This window comes from Pseudomonas sp. FW305-E2, assembly GCF_058782925.1.
Genome location: NZ_JBYSYE010000013.1, coordinates 30,125 through 45,609, shown reverse-complemented (window position 1 = coordinate 45,609; position 15,485 = coordinate 30,125). Strand labels below are relative to the sequence as shown.

8 protein-coding genes are annotated in these 15,485 nt (G+C 62.6%); 3 read left to right on the top strand and 5 right to left on the bottom strand.

Annotated elements, in window-relative coordinates; genetic code table 11:
• Positions 1-51: 51 nt before the first annotated feature.
• The 3 genes from AC3WLP_RS12785 to AC3WLP_RS12775 all read right to left on the bottom strand — a co-directional run bounded on the left by AC3WLP_RS12785 (position 52) and on the right by AC3WLP_RS12775 (position 3,414).
• On the bottom strand, positions 52-1,731 hold the full coding sequence (locus tag AC3WLP_RS12785) for an MFS transporter (RefSeq protein ID WP_012052821.1): 1,680 nt from the start codon (positions 1,729-1,731) through the stop codon (positions 52-54).
• A 261-nt stretch (positions 1,732-1,992) separates the two neighbouring features.
• Positions 1,993-2,412, bottom strand: coding sequence for a VOC family protein (locus AC3WLP_RS12780; RefSeq protein WP_012052822.1), 420 nt, complete (start codon positions 2,410-2,412; stop codon positions 1,993-1,995).
• 75 nt (positions 2,413-2,487) lie between these two features.
• Positions 2,488-3,414, bottom strand: coding sequence for an alpha/beta fold hydrolase (locus AC3WLP_RS12775; RefSeq protein WP_003250808.1), 927 nt, complete (start codon positions 3,412-3,414; stop codon positions 2,488-2,490).
• Between the two features lie 182 nt (positions 3,415-3,596).
• Here AC3WLP_RS12775 and AC3WLP_RS12770 point away from each other — a divergent pair, with 182 nt between their 5' ends.
• Entirely contained in the window at positions 3,597-8,486 is a 4,890-nt protein-coding gene (locus AC3WLP_RS12770; protein WP_371919691.1) for an NEL-type E3 ubiquitin ligase domain-containing protein, read from the top strand.
• A 7-nt stretch (positions 8,487-8,493) separates the two neighbouring features.
• Here AC3WLP_RS12770 and AC3WLP_RS12765 read toward each other — a convergent pair whose 3' ends face one another.
• A complete protein-coding gene (locus AC3WLP_RS12765) occupies positions 8,494-10,998 on the bottom strand; it encodes a UvrD-helicase domain-containing protein (RefSeq protein WP_088512754.1) in 2,505 nt (834 codons plus the stop codon).
• Between the two features lie 185 nt (positions 10,999-11,183).
• Between AC3WLP_RS12765 and AC3WLP_RS12760 the strand changes: the two genes are divergently transcribed.
• Positions 11,184-11,882 (top strand): pirin family protein, encoded by a 699-nt coding sequence (locus tag AC3WLP_RS12760; RefSeq protein ID WP_003250802.1) that lies wholly within the window; start codon positions 11,184-11,186, stop codon positions 11,880-11,882.
• 216 nt (positions 11,883-12,098) lie between these two features.
• Positions 12,099-14,870 (top strand): amino acid adenylation domain-containing protein, encoded by a 2,772-nt coding sequence (locus tag AC3WLP_RS12755; protein ID WP_088512755.1) that lies wholly within the window; start codon positions 12,099-12,101, stop codon positions 14,868-14,870.
• 27 nt (positions 14,871-14,897) lie between these two features.
• Here the strand turns inward: AC3WLP_RS12755 and AC3WLP_RS12750 are convergent, their stop codons facing one another.
• The gene (locus AC3WLP_RS12750) at positions 14,898-15,383 is read right to left on the bottom strand and encodes an isochorismatase family protein (protein WP_003250798.1); all 486 of its coding nucleotides are present in this window, start codon (positions 15,381-15,383) and stop codon (positions 14,898-14,900) included.
• Positions 15,384-15,485: the final 102 nt, after the last annotated feature.

Sequence of the window (15,485 nt, the reverse complement as noted above, 5' to 3'; positions counted from 1 at the left end):
CGGGTGAACCCGCTCCTACAGCGAAGGGGCCAGCACAGGCAAACTCGACCTTCAGGTGTGAGTGATATCCCGATCCTTGGTCTCCGGCAGGAAGAAGATCCCCAACACCGCCGTCATCACGGCAATCACGATCGGGTACCACAAGCCGTAATAGATATCCCCGGTCGCTGCCACCATGGCAAACGCCACGGTCGGCAGGAAGCCACCGAACCAGCCATTCCCGATGTGGTAAGGCAGCGACATCGAGGTGTAGCGGATGCGCGCCGGGAACAGCTCCACCAGCCAGGCGGCAATCGGCCCGTAGACCATGGTTACGTAGATCACCAGAATGGTCAGCAGCAACAGCACCATCGGGTAGTGGATCTTCGCCGGATCGGCCTTTTCCGGGTAGCCCGCCTCTTTCAAAGCACCACTCAGGGTTGCGGTAAACGCTTCGCTTTGCACCTTGAAGTCCGCCGCCGCCAGGCTGCTGCCATCAAAGCTCGGCAATACCCGTTCGCCAATGCGGATCTGTGCCACGCTGCCGGGCTCCGCCGCTTCATTGGTATACGGGATGGCGCGCTTGGCCAGCAGGCTCTTGGCAATGTCGCAAGAGCTGGTGAATTTGGCCTTGCCCACCGGGTCGAACTGGAATGCACATTGGCCCGGGTCGGCCACCACCACCACCGGGTTCTGCTCCTGGGCAACGAATACATCCGGGTTGCCGTACTCGGTCAGCGCCTTGAAGATCGGGAAGTAGGTCAGTGCAGCGATGATGCAGCCGGCCATGATGATCTTCTTGCGGCCAATCCGGTCGGACAGGCTGCCAAAGAAAATGAAGAATGGTGTGCCGATCAACAGTGAACCGGCAATCAGCAGGTTGGCGGTCTGCGGCTCGATCTTGAGCGTCTGCAACAGGAAGAACAACGCGTAGAACTGCCCGGTGTACCACACCACGGCCTGGCCGGCGGTGCCGCCGAGCAGCGACATGATCACCACCTTGAGGTTGTCCCAGCGGGCGAACGATTCGGTCAGGGGCGCCTTGGATGCCTTGCCCTCGGCCTTCATCTTCATGAATACCGGCGACTCGTTCAACTGCAGACGGATGTACACCGAAATCGCCAGCAGCAGAATCGACAGCAGGAACGGTATCCGCCAGCCCCAGGCCTCGAACGCTTCCGTCCCCATGGCCGTGCGACAGGCCATGATCACCAGCAGCGACAGGAACAGCCCCAGGGTGGCAGTCGTCTGGATCCAGGCGGTGAAAAAGCCGCGTCGGCCCTTGGGCGCATGCTCGGCCACGTAGGTGGCCGCGCCGCCGTACTCACCGCCCAGCGCCAGCCCCTGCAGCAAGCGCAGGGTGATCAGGATGATCGGCGCGGCCACGCCAATCGTGGCGTAGCCCGGTAGCAGCCCCACCACTGCGGTGGACAAGCCCATGATGACAATGGTGATGAGAAAGGTGTACTTGCGCCCGATCATGTCGCCCAGGCGACCGAACACGATGGCGCCGAACGGTCGGACGGCAAAGCCGGCGGCAAAGGCCAGCAAGGCAAAGATGAACGAGGTGGTTTCATTGACGCCAGCGAAGAAGTGCCTGGCGATAATCGCGGCGAGTGAGCCGTACAGGTAGAAGTCGTACCATTCGAACACCGTGCCCAGGGATGAGGCGAAGATGACCTTGCGCTCCTCCTTGGTGATGCCGCGTTGGGGCGCGCTGCTGCCCGTGGATGCGCTGTCGAGAACCGCCATGGGTTGCCTCCGTCATGTTGTCATGCAGGCCGGAGCACCTCACAACCACTTCACCGTCGCACCCAGGCCCTTGAGCTTGCTTTGTTTGCGCGAAGCACGACGAGGCGGCCCGCCTCGGATCGCAGCAAGGTAAATGAAGCATAATCGGGATTGCCTGGATATCCACCCGCCAGGCCCTGCACAAGAAGACGGCCTGGACTACACGGCAGCACCGGGTGCTGGGCGATATCGGGTTGGCTGACGATTTTGGCGGGGGCGGTTTCAACCGCCAGGCATTACCGGCCCCTTCAACTCGACCTGATTACCGTCCGGGTCGTAGCAGTAAAGCGAAAGCCCCTCGCCTTCGGCACCATAACGCTTCTCGGCAGGCTCCACCTTTACCCCGGCGGCTTCCAGATAGGCCGTCAACGCGGCCTCGTCAAACGGCTCGATGCGCAAGCAGAAATGGTGCAGGTTGCGCCCTTCCACGCCCGGTGCAGCTCCGCCTGGCTGCCCCAGCGGGCCATCCAGGGTTACCAGGTCGATCATCGCCGTGCCCGTGGCCAGGTGCACCATGCCCAAGTCTTCGCGCACGCGGCTGACGGTGCAGCCGAGCAGTTCGGTGTAAAAGGCAACACTGCGCGGCAGGTCGCTGACCCGCAACACAAGGTGGTCGATGTGCTTGATGGTGAAAGGCCGCATGCCGGGCTCCCTGTGGCGTGTTTGCGAATACGTTCGCCACCATAGCCCAGGTTCACGCGGCGTGACCAGAATCAGCTACTCGTTCACCAAGCGTTGCAGAACGCCCCCTTCATGGCGCGTCAGGATACGCAGCAACTGGTCGACCAGCGCCCGGTCCGGCGCATCCAGGTGGAAGTGGTGCCCGCCTGGGTGCCAGGAGACTTTCGCCTGGCTGGGCAAGGCGGCCTGACGCCGGGTAAAGGCCTCGCCGGTGAAGGCCCCCTGGCGGCCGAACAGCAGGTACAACGGGCAGCGGATCTGACTGAGCAGGTCGCAGGCTTCGCGCTCGGTCAGTGGCATGGGTTCGGGCAATACCAGCCGCGGGTCGTGGCGCCAGCAATAGCCATCGTCCAGCTGTAGCAGGTCGCGCAGCGCCAGCAGCCGAGCGGCACCTTCCGACAGTTCGGTGTCCAGCCGCTCGCGGCGTTGCGCCAGGGCGGTGTCCAGGTCGTCGAAGCGACCAACATCCGGCTCGGCAAAACCCGGCAACTGGCTACGCTGTACCATGCGCTTGAGCCGGTAAGCCCGCGCCAGGTGCTGCACGCGGTCATCCTCGGCCACCGTGAACGGTGCCCCCATGCCGTCGAGGAAGGTCATGCTGGCAATGCCACTGGTCATGGCCGCCAGCAGCGACGCTATACCGGTGCCCATCCCATGGGCCAGCACATGAAATTGCGCCAGGCCCAGGCTGTCGGTCACCGCCAACATGTCTTCGGCATGCTCCCACAGGTAATAGCCGCTGTCGTGGCGACGATGCCCAGAACGGCCATGGCCAATCAGGTCGGGGGCCACCACGAAGCAGCCGTCCAGCATCGGTGCCAGGCGCTCGAACGAGGCAGCGTTATCCAGCCAGCCATGCAAGGCCAATATGGGAATACCGTCTTCTGCCCCCCAGGTTCGAACCGCAATTTCAACGCCATCGAGGTCTAGCAGGTGGTCTTTCGGACTGCACAGCGAACGCATTGCAATTCTCCTTGGCTGAAGCCTGCACCATGACCTGCCTCACCCTCTCGCAGATGCTCCCTCGCTGCCAGCCCCCCACCGACCCGCGCATACGCAGGACCGACCGCTGCCAACAACTATCTACCGCACCCCGGCGCCTTGATCAGCGTGGACTGTCTCCCCCCACAAAAGAGATGGTGACCATGACAACCCCGACACCGTTGCATCAGAACCAGATAACCCGATCGTTACCGAAATGGAGCAAGGCGCTCCAACCCACGCATACGCGCAAAGTGGTGCAGAGCCTGTACAAGGAGTACCTCGATGAAGATGGCACCCCTTACTCGTGGTATGCCACTGCCGATGGGCCAATGCGTGAGCAGTTGCACAACGCGTTGCAAACCCGTAACAAACGGCTGGCGCAGGTCAAGCAGGCGCTAGGCGAGTTCAAGGACATCATCGCGTTCTGCGGCCCTCTGTTGACTGAGCGGTTGAAGCTGAATGTACCCGTAGACAGGGCGCAGTATGTGTTCCAGCCCTTTGAGTCAGAGGCCAACATCTGGGTTGGCGTTCCCGATGTGGAAACGCCTTTGGTCCCGGACGTGGAAGCGGACGTGCTGGCCACCCGCCCCGTCGGCCAGCCGCAAACACGCAGTTTGCTGGAGGCTGCCCTGCACAACTTCGAGGGGCTGGACGAAGTCGGTCCCTACAGCAGGCTCACCGACGCCGCTGGCAGCGACACGCCCCTGGCAGGCCTGACGATGGCGGACTTCGTCAGACATTGTCGGGCATTGGACCTTGGCAAACGCTATCAAGACCATTTGCTTGCGACCCATGAAGGCGCCAATCGCGCTGAAATCCAGCGCCTGTCGATTGCAGCGAACCGTGAGGCCTTGAGGGTCCAGGCATTGATCGCCAAGCTCAAAGGCCTGCTGAGCGAGGCCGGGCTCGATGCGCTTGGGCAACTGTGCGACGGCAAGCCTCACCCCACCTATGAAAACGAGGCGTTGCATTGCTGGCACTTCAACCTGTTCGATACCCCCGTCCACGAAATACTGTTCATCGGGCCAGACAACCCTTACCGCAAGAACCCCTGCATTGTGTATATCCCTGGCGACAGCGAGCACCCGGTAAGGGAGTTCGCTTCTCGTCAGGAAGCGGGCAAGCACCTGCGCAGCCGGCTATTGCAAAGCGAGTTTCGCCGCGCTTTGGTGCATTTAGCCTACAAGGACAGGCAAAAAGAACTCGCCGTAAAGCTGGAAATCGCGCTGTTCGAAGAGGATGAAGCGGGCATACGCAAACCCCGCATCATGCCAGTGATCCCTTTTACGCTCTCGCCCATCAGGACCGACCCTTGGACGTCCTTGTACAACGCACACCTTGCGCGCATGAAGGCCGACGCAAAAACCATTGCTGTGCCTACCGCCGAAGTCGACGCCAACGCCCGCAATGAGCGTCTGAAATACTGGTTCGACCTGGGGATGAACGTGCTGAATGTCGCCGCGTTCTTCGTGCCGGGTTTGAACACGGTCATGCTAGGCGTTTTTGCTTACGACCTGATGAGCTCTGTTTTCACCGGGTTCGAGGCCTGGGAAGAAGGTGATACCCGGCAGGCACTGGCGCAGTTGGAATCGCTGGCCATCAACGCGGGCGTGATTGCCGGCTTTGCAGTGGGCACCAGGATCGTCCAGGCGTCTGGCTTTGTCGATGCACTGAAAAGTGTATGGCATGAAGACAAGGAGGTGCTCTGGCACCCCGACATGAAACCCTATGCGAGCACGGCGGTTATTCCTGAGGGGGCTCAACCCGATTTGCTCGGCCATGTACACGTCGATGGGAAGACCTACCTGAAGCTGGATGGGACCCTGTACGAGGTGTTTCAGGGCACTGATCAGCAATGGCGCGTGCGCCACCCCGATGACGCGCAGGCCTATGCCCCACGCTTGCTGCATCAGGGTAACGCCCGCTGGCAACTGGCCCATGAACAGCCTCTGGAATGGGACCGCGAACAGCTCGCGCGCCGCCTCGGCAGCCATAGTGCAGGCCTGGACGACAGCGAACTGGACCATGCCATGCGCAGTACCGGTACCGATCCAGACGTGCTGCGCCGCACCCAGGCAACGGGCCTGCGTCCACCCGCTTTGTTGATCGACACGCTGCAGCGGTTGCAACTGGACAATCAGACACAACAGATCATCAACTGCGTACGCCATGGGCTGCCGCTGGCTGCGTACAAGAACTTTGCCTTGCCTGAGTTGCTGCGCCTGCCGGGGTGGCCCGAGGGGAACGTGCTGAAGGTTTACCAAGGGCCAGAACCCTGGGGCGAATCGGTGCGCTACGGCCCCCCTCACACGCTGGGCCAGACAGAAATCGAAATTACCCGTACCGACCTGGACAATGGCCAGTTGAGCCAGACCGTGCTGGATCAGATGGATGAAGAAGCCATTGGGCATTTGCTCGGTGACACACCAACCGAGCACCGATCATCCGTACTGAACAATAAGCTCGCGCAACACCTGGAACAGCATCGCGAGGCGCTGTTCGAGAGCCTGCAACAAAGACACCGTCCCACACGCCCAGCAACCGCACAAACCCTCGCCCGGCAGTTTCCTGGGCTGCCGGACAGCGCGCTTGAAGCATTGCTTGGCAACATCAGCAACGCCGAACGGGAACGCCTGACCAACGGCCGGGTGCCGCTTCGCATTGCCGAAGAAGCACGCCTTCTGCAAGCTCGAGCGCGGCTTGACCGCGCCCTCCTCGGCCTGTTCAGGCCTAGCCTGGCCAACGACGACAGTCTACGCATCAAACAGGCGCTGCAAGCCGCGCACCCGCAGGCTGACCCGGCCCGGTTGCTGCAACTTGCCCTTGACGATCGCCAGCACTGCGCCTCACTGATCGGCCAGCAACCCATCAACCCCAGGTTCCGCTCCCCTTTGCGGTTGGCCAACGGCCAGCTGGGCTATCCCCTGAGCGGCCGTGGCCTGCAAGGACGAGCCTTGCCGGCTGCACGTCGACTCCGGGCGCTCTACCCCGAACTCAACAGCGAGCAAATCAGTGGGCTACAAGCCGAACTGGCTCGAGGAGGCGACCTGGGTAGCGCCATCAACCGGCTGGAGGTCGAGCAGCGTACCCTCAACCGGGATCTCAACCGCTGGGTAAGCACCGCCCGCACCCTTGAAGAGCGCTTTGATCGCCAGCAATGCACCGAGCGACTGATGAGTGCTTCCCGCCGTGAAGGCGGTGCGCAAGCCGAAACACTGGTACTGGACCGTATGCAGCTCGAAGCGCTACCCGCTTTCACTGCACGCATGCCGCATATCCGCAATCTCAGGCTCGAGGGGCTGCAGATGCGGCGCCTGGAGGGCAGCTTCCTGACGAACTTCCCTAACCTGGAAACCCTGGAAATCATCGGTAACCAGGACATCAATGCCGAAACATTGTTCGAGGCGCTCAGGTCGGCACCACGGCTACGCGAGCTGGGCCTGACAGACAATGGCTTGACCACCCTTTCACCCACCGCCCAACAGGCCATCGGGGCTATGCCCGGCCTACGGCTACTCTGGCTCAGCCGCAACCGGCTGCAACTTGACACCAACAGTTTAGGCTTCCTGACGCGCTTGCCCCTGGATGCCCTCGGCCTGGGCCACAATCAAATCACACTTGACGAAAGCCTTGCCGCCCAGTTCCAGGACATGATCCACCCCACTGTACTGCACCTTTCAGGCAACCCACTGCAACTGGCGCCCGACCTGCGCTTCATGGCCCGTCTTGTCCACCTGGAGCTTGAGCGTTGCGAACTGCAGCAGTGGCCCGACAGCCTGACCGTCCTGATGAGCCAGCCCCAGTACCAACTGCGCTACCTGAACCTGTCGTCCAACCGCATTCGTACCCTGCCAGACTTGCCTGGTGTGCTGCGTACCCCGTTTGCCCGCGATGTCGCCGCGCACTTGCCGGAGCGCCGCTGGCTGTTCAACTACAACACCCTGGAAGCCCAGACACGAGCACGCCTGGGCAGTAGCGGCGTCAACGTATTCGAGCACGCAGAAGACGTGCCACTGTGGCAGGGCATTTTCCGTGGCGAGGCGAGCAGTGCCGAGGAGCAACTGTGGAGCGACCTGTTCGACCAAGGTGAAAACGCAGCGCTGCTGGGCGTACTCGAACGTCTTGCCCAATCGGCAGAAGCGCAGCGTGATGGCGAGGCCCTGAGGGCACGCGTCTGGAAGCTGTTGGATGACGCGGCCCGCGACACCGCGCTGCGTGAACGCCTGGCCACCGTGGCCGGCGACTTCCCGCCAACCTGTGGCGACGCAGGTGCCGACGCGTTCAGTGCCTTGGAGATAGAAGTGCTGGCCCACGAAGCGGCAGCCGTCGCCGGTAGTCGACCCGCTGATCTACTGAGCCTGTATGGCAAGTTGTATCGACGCAGTCAGGTCAATCAACTGGCCGATCGCATCAGCTGGAGAAGGTCCTTGCGCAAACAGGCGCTGCTCGACGGGGCCTTCGATGAAAACCTCCCCCCCTACGATGAGCTGGACGACCCCTCAGCCTTTCCAGACAGCGAACTTCAAACGGGGCTGGTGGACGATGTCGAGGTACGTTTGGCCTTGCGCCAGTCGTTGGCCAGCGCGCTGGACTACCCTGAGCCGAGCCGAGGCATGCTGTACCGCAATACGGCCAGAATCAACGACACAATCATCGAAATGGTGAAAGCTGCGGTCCGTTCCCTGGACAAGGATGCCATCGCTCGAGAGCAATGGTTGACCCAGCAGCCTGGCTGGGTCGAGTACTTGAAACGAGAGCATGCGGCACAGTTCAGCCTGATCACCGACTTCTGGCGGCCAGGCCTTGACTACCTCTATTACTGCCTGGATGAAACCGCCGACCCAGTGACATCACTGGACAGCTCTGTGCGACGAGCCTTGGCCAGGGTCATGCCCGAAAGCCCGGTGGATGCTGAGGGCAGGCTGCGGCGCGTCGTGCTCAACGAGCAGCAGTATCGCCAGGGCGTGGACGCGCTGACTGCCGAGCAGCAGCAGGTTGAAACCGGTCTGCTGATCAGCCTCACCCGCCAGACGCAAACAATCGGCCGCTGAACCCCACTCACTGCCCGCGCAGGTCTTCGAAGAAGGCCTGCTTGCCGTCCACCTGGCTGGACGCCCGTGGGGCCGCTGCGGCGTCACCGCTGGCGGTCTCCACGTGCCAATAACAGTGCTGCACTGCGCGGGTCACCGCCACGTAGGCCAAGCGCTGCACTTCTTCCTTCTGTGCCGAGTCGAACGGTTGGGCATCACCTGCCTTGCCCAACCCGGCCTGACGGTATACCTGGTTCTTGTAGGGTGAGCTGGTCAGGTACTGGCAGTCACCCAGCATGAACACCGCATCGGCCTGCAAACCCTTGGCACTGTGGTAGGTCAGCTGGCGCAGCCGGCGCTGCTCGGCCGGAAGCGCCGCGTCGGCGTGCAACACGCTTTGCAGGTGCTCGTTCATCAAGGCCCGGTCACTGCCCTTGCGGTACAGCATCATGACCGTCTCACCCCGCTGATAGTGCTCGACAAGCGTTTCGCCCAGTGCAGCCTCGTCACGGTCGAACACCTTGACCGGCGAGCCGGGCAACTCAGCCGCCGGGCCACTGGCGCGGGCTTTCTTGCCGGCAATCGCCGGGGTGCCCTTGACCAGGTGCTCGGCCGCATCGATCACCTGTTGCTGGCATCGGTAGTTGTCGATCAGCATCACCCGCGTGTTGGCCGGCGACGGGAACGCCTTGGTGAACTCCATGAAATACTTGGGCGAGCTGCCACGCCAGCCGTAGATCGATTGCCAGTCGTCCCCCACGCACAGCAACGACGAATGCTGGGCATGGCGCCCGGTGTGCATGGCCGGGCCGCGGCGCCGTATTTCGGCGAGGCTGGCACGCAACCAACTGACGATCTGTGGCGACACGTCCTGGAACTCGTCGATCATCAGGTGCGCCAGCGGCCGCAGCAATGGATCGGGCAGCAAGTGCAGGTTTTCCGGGTTGTTCTCGCCAAACAGGGCGAACATGCGGTTGTAGCTCATCACCGGCGGCGACTGGTCCAGCAGGTGCGCTTCCAGGGCTTTCCAGTACAGCGCCAGGGCCTCGAAGAACAGTGCATCGCTGTCGCCGGACGGAAAGCTCATCGCCGCCACCGCTTTGTTCACCTCCAACCCAAGGTTTTCGATGAAATTGGCCGCACTGACGAACGCATCCAGCAGCGGCGCCGGGGCCAGTTCGCCCTTGACCTTGTACTCGAAGCCAGGCCCGGCCACGGCATCGCCCGCCAACGATGCCGCCAGGCGCCTGGCCATGGCGTAGTTGTCGAGCCAGATCAGCGGCCTGTCGCAGAACGCCTGCAACAGTGTGCGCTTGACCGCCCACTCGGCACGCACGGTCAGCTTGGCGCCGGGGCGCTGGTACTGCGCGCTTTGTGCGGGGTCGAAGCCCAGCACCACCAACGGCCCCTGGCCTTCCAGGCGGCCATGCACATGGAAGCGGCTGCCACGGATATCGACCGTTTCGCGGCAGGGCTCGATGCCCTTGATCGGCCAGACGCCGGCGGCAAACCACAGGTCCTCGATCACGTCGCACAGTTCTTCGTCGCGCTGGGCGGCCAATTGGGTCACCTGGGCGCGCTTCTGCACATCGGGGTTGTTCGGGTCCAGCGGCTTCAGTTGCAAGGCTTCGCTGCGCAACTGGCCGACCAGCTCGGCAAAACGCGGGCTCTCGCCCAGCAAGCTGCTGTAGCACTGGTTCAGTTGCTGGCGCTGGGCATCGTTCAGGCGCAGGTCGAACGGGTTGCTGTCGGCCTCGGCCTCACGCCCGGCAGGCATCTCGTGGCCCAGTGTTTCAAATGCACGCACCTGGCCGAAGCCTGGCAGGCTGCGCACCAGCGGCAGAATGCGCGAATGGAACGTGCGCACCAGCTCGCGGGCCTGCACAGGCTGCAGGTTGATCTGCCACAGGGCGAACACCTGCAGCAGGCGCTTGATGAAGTCCTTGCGCGATTCGCGAGTGAAGGTGACCACGGTCATCGCATCCAGCTCGTAACCCAGGTAATGACGCAGCAACAGGATGCGCAGCACCAGCGACGTGGACTTGCCTGCCCCGGCGCCTGCCACCACGCAGGTAGACGGGGTGTCACTGAAGATCAGCTTCCATTGCGCGGCGCTGGGCTGGGCTTCGGCGGGCAGGCGCTGGGCGACATCGGCCTTGAAGCGCTTTTTCAACTCGGCCGTCAACGGCAGGCGCCAGTCGTCGAACAAGTTGTCATCCTGGCCTGGCACGGCGGCGCTGTCGGGGCGCGTATCGCGGATCACCAGCACCTGGCGCCCCGCTTCATAGCCCTCCACGCGACCACGCTCGAACCCCTCACGCACACCATCGGCATGGCCAGTGCGCTGGCCTGTGGCGTGGCCGAGGAACCACGAGTCGCGGTGCTGGGCTTGCAGGCGGGTCAGGCCACGCCCCAGCAAGCGGGCGGCCAGGCGGCGAAACCAGGGCAACTGGGCAGGAGGGGTAAGGTCGGCGGGGGCCAAGGGTTGCTCGTGGGCCACGGTCACTCCGTTGAAAATCAAAACAGCAGGCATGTTCGCCGCATCGACGAAAAATCGCCAGCGAATGCTTGCAGATCAGTGGATTAGGCGATGAAGCGAATAAAACGTCACATAAAAAGCATCTATAAAACAGATTGTTTTAAGCCGATATTTACGCTTATTTTCGATGTTTCTTTAGCGCATCATGGCGTCATTCCACTGATTCAAGGAGCACGACCATGCTGCAACTGCGACCCTTCGAAAGCCTCGGCCACGCCAACCATGGCTGGCTCGATGCCCACCACCATTTCTCGTTTGCCGAGTACTACGACCCGGCACGCATGCACTGGGGTAACCTGCGGGTTTGGAACGACGACCTGATCGCGGCCGGCAGCGGCTTCCCACCGCACCCGCACCGCGACATGGAAATCATCACGTATGTGCGTGAAGGCGCGATCAGCCACCAGGACAGCCTGGGCAACAAGGGCCGTACCGAAGCCGGTGATGTTCAGGTCATGAGCGCCGGTACCGGCATTGTGCACAGCGAGTACAACCTGGAAGACATTGATACACGAATTTTCCAGATCTGGATCGTGCCGGAGCGCACCGGTGAAGCACCGCAGTGGGGTAGCCGGCCGTTCCCCAAAGGCGAGCGCGGTGAAGGCTTCGTGACCTTGGCCAGCGGCCGCGCGGGTGACGAGGACAGCCTGCAGATCCGTACCGATGCCCGTCTGGTGGCTGCCACCCTGCGGGCGGGTGAAACCGCCGAGTACCGCTTCGATGCCGCACGCCGGGGTTACCTGGTGCCGGCCAAGGGGCTGGTGGAAGTCAACGGGTTGCGGGCCAAGGCGCGCGATGGCGTGGCGATCGAGCAGGAAGCGGTGCTGCGGGTGACCGCCATTGAGGACAGCGAGATCGTGCTTGTGGATGTGGCCTGAAAACCAGGCCTGTGACAATCCATGTCGCAGCGCAAGGCGGCTCCCATGGAACAACCGCTAACCCGTAGGGTTAGCAGGGTTTTATGGGGGCACGCTTGCGGTCCTGGACCTGCCCGGCTATCGCAAGGCAGCCTTCAAATGTTGGCGCCATCAGCCAGCCTGCACTAGCGTTGTGCTACCAGCCAGCCCAACGTTCCTGCGGAGCACTCGATCATCATGCCGGACCTGCGCCCGAACCCGACGCTGTGCCTGGAGTACCGTGCCGAACAGCCCATTCACCACGCATTCATCCAGCAGGCCAGCCGCTACCCGGCGGCCATTGCCATCATTGGCCAGCACGCAACCTGCAGCTACTCCCAACTGGAGCAGATCAGCGCGGGTATTGCCGCGTTTCTGGTTAAAAACGCCGCCAGCGGCACCGATCGTGTGGTCATCGTCAGCCGCCGCAGCGCCGCCCTGGTATACGCCATGCTCGGCTGCCTGCGTGCCGGCCTGGCCTTCACCGTGGCTGACGCCGCTTACCCAGCCGCGCGTATCGAGCAAATCGTCAACACCTTGAAGCCTGCAGTGATACTGCGCTGTGCCGAGGCAAGCGTCGACGTCGGCCAGCCCATAGTCGTCACGGTGCCTGAAGCCCCCGCTGAAGCGCTGCAGGCCTTCCCTCGCCAACCTGTCGCGCTGCCCGCTGTCAGCCCTGAGCAGCCGGCCTACATCACCTTCACCTCGGGCAGCACCGGTGAACCCAAGGGCATCGTTACCCACCACGCACCGCTGGTGCACTTCATCGACTGGCATGTGCGCCAGCACGGTTTCACTCAGGCCGACACCTTCTCGCTGCTTTCTGGCCTGGGCCACGACCCGGTATACCGCGACGTGTTCACGCCACTGTCGCTTGGCGCGACCATTGCCTGCCCGGCGCAGTCGACCCTGACCGACCCCTCACGGCTGGCGAGCTGGCTTCACCAGTACGGTGTGAGCGTGATCCACCTTACCCCGCCGTTGGGCAAGCTGATCGAAACTGGCGCACACCTGAACGGCCAGGTTCTCGACCACCTGCGCTACCTGTTCTGGGGGGGCGATGCACTCAGCCCGACGCAGTATCAGCAGGTCCGCGCCATCGCACCGAATGCCGTCAATGTGAACTTCTACGGCACCACCGAAACCCCACAGGCCATGGCTTTCCATACCCTCGACCCGGAAGTGGACAATGCCCGGGTGCCCTTGGGCAAAGGCATTGCCGATGCACAATTGCTGGTGATAAACCCGGCCAACCAGCTGGTCAGCGAGGGCGAGACAGGCGAAATCCTGATCCGCAGCCCCTACCTGTCGCGGGGATACTGGGGCGACGCGGGGCTGACCGAAGCCAAATTCATCGCCAACCCGTTCACCGCTGACGCGGCCGACCGCTGTTACCGCACGGGTGACCTGGGCACCTACCTGGCCGATGGCAGCGCCAGTTTTCTGGGGCGCGCTGACAGCCAGGTGAAAATCCGGGGGCATCGCATCGAGCTGGCAGAAATCGAGAACGCCATCTGCCGTCACCCGCACATAGGGCAATGCGTGGTCCTGGCCAACCACGAGGGTGCATCGACCCGGCTGGTGGCCTATTGCGTCGCGCAGCAAGCCATCCGTGTTGACGAACTGCGCCAGGCCCTCAGCGGCCAGCTGCCTGACTATATGGTTCCGGCGCTGTTCGTGTTCCTTGATGCCCTGCCGCTCACCCCCAACGGCAAAGTCGACAAACGCGCGCTGCCTGCTGCATTTGACGACAGTATCAGCCCACCGTTGTCACCCTTGGCCGAAAAGCTGAGTACAGCCTGGGCACGCATCCTCCAGGTACCGCGCCTGGACGCCAGGTTGAGCTTTGTCGAGCTGGGCGGCGACTCGCTGTCGTTCGTGCAAGCTTCGCGCGTGCTCGAAGCACTCATCGGCCACCTGCCTGAACGTTGGGAAACCCTGCCGGTGTGCCAGCTGGCCGAGCTGAGTACGCCGCCCAAAGGCGTATGGCGGGTAATGGAAATGCCGGTGTTCATCCGCATGCTCGCCATCATCCTGATTGTGGTCGGCCACCTGGGTGATTTCGACCACTGGCCGATACTCGGCGAAACCTCGGTGCTGTTCCTGGTCTCCGGCATCGCCCTGGCGCGCTTTCAGCTCAAGGCCATCGAAGCGCGTGGCGATGCACGCACGCTGCTAAGGTCACTGGCAGCCATCGTGGTGCCAACACTGTTGTACACCGCATTGATCCAGCTGGTATTCGACCGGCTGCATTGGCAATCGCTGCTGCTGGTTTCCAACTGGTTCCCCGCCAGCGAGGTCAGCCTGTTCAACTATTGGTACATCGAAGTGTTGGTGCAGATGATCGTGATCATTGGCCTGGTGCTGTCGATCAAGCGCGTGCGCCAGGTGCTGGTTGCCGACCCGTTTCGCTGGCTGATCATCGCTGCCTGTGCACTGGTAGCGCTGGATGTGCTCCTCAACCAGTTCGTGTTCGACGCCAGTGCCCTGCTCAACCGGGTACCCCAGCACTTCCTGGCGGTGATGGTGCTGGGCATGGCCGTGCACCATGCCGACACGACCTCACGCAAATGGGTGGCCAGTGCGGTGGCCGTGCTGGTGGTTGGCGAGCTGGACCTGATGGCGGTTGCCGGTGTTGGCTGGCAAGCGCTCACACACTATGTCGACATCGCCCTGCCAGCGATACTGGCGCTTGTCTGGTTCCGCTCGGTACCAGTACCCGCCCTGGTTGCACGGGCAGGTGCGGTGATCGCTTCGTCAACCTTGTATATCTACCTGACGCATTTCCAGTTCGAGTCGGTGGCGGAGCATGTTTTCAGGCACCCGCTGTTCGAGGTGGCCCTGGCACTCGCTGGAGGGGTACTGGTGAGCTATTGCTGGAACACCCTGTTGCGCCTGCTGTTTACCCGCAGGCGCAAACAGCACCAGGCGCGTGGAGCCGATCCAGCTGAACGCGTCACCTCTGCCTGAACGAAGATGACCCCGCCGGCGCATGCACTACGCGCGTCCGGCCAGTTCAGCCAGCACCTCGGCCGAGGTAGTGACCTGGCGGAAGTGGTGCTTCCACAGGTCGGTACCCAGCTTGCCCGAACGGTCCAGCGACGACCCTATTGTCATGTCTGTCACCAGCGTGGGCATCAGCCCTGCATCGAACAGGGCAAAGCCGGCGGCCAGCACGCAGGTTTCGGTCTGCAACCCACACACCAGCACCCGCTCTACACCCAATTGCCGGATGTAGTCGATAGCTTCGGCACTTTGCCCATAGCCATGCTTGACGAACACCTGGTCGGCCTCGACCAGGCTTTCGTCCTCGGCCGCCGGGTGCCAACCGAGCTGGCGCTCGAACGGCGTGACCTGTTCATCGTGCAACTCGACCGAGGCTATGGTGGGAATGTTCGCTGACAACCGCCGCAAACCATCGACCAGCCACTCGGGTGGGCTGAAGGTGGACTGAACATCGACGATGAGCAAAACCTGGCGCATGGGCGGATTCCGGCACGGGCAAAAGGCGCGAAGTATAACGCGAAGCAACTGCCGTGGTCGCTGGACAGGCCCGGGGAACCATTCGGCGACTCTTTGCGCAGA

Coding starts and splice junctions, on each gene's coding strand:
- AC3WLP_RS12785 (WP_012052821.1), bottom strand. CDS start 1,731: ATGGCGGTTCTCGACAGCGCATCCACGGGCAGCAGCGCGCCCCAACGC.
- AC3WLP_RS12780 (WP_012052822.1), bottom strand. CDS start 2,412: ATGCGGCCTTTCACCATCAAGCACATCGACCACCTTGTGTTGCGGGTC.
- AC3WLP_RS12775 (WP_003250808.1), bottom strand. CDS start 3,414: ATGCGTTCGCTGTGCAGTCCGAAAGACCACCTGCTAGACCTCGATGGC.
- AC3WLP_RS12770 (WP_371919691.1), top strand. CDS start 3,597: ATGACAACCCCGACACCGTTGCATCAGAACCAGATAACCCGATCGTTA.
- AC3WLP_RS12765 (WP_088512754.1), bottom strand. CDS start 10,998: ATGCCTGCTGTTTTGATTTTCAACGGAGTGACCGTGGCCCACGAGCAA.
- AC3WLP_RS12760 (WP_003250802.1), top strand. CDS start 11,184: ATGCTGCAACTGCGACCCTTCGAAAGCCTCGGCCACGCCAACCATGGC.
- AC3WLP_RS12755 (WP_088512755.1), top strand. CDS start 12,099: ATGCCGGACCTGCGCCCGAACCCGACGCTGTGCCTGGAGTACCGTGCC.
- AC3WLP_RS12750 (WP_003250798.1), bottom strand. CDS start 15,383: ATGCGCCAGGTTTTGCTCATCGTCGATGTTCAGTCCACCTTCAGCCCA.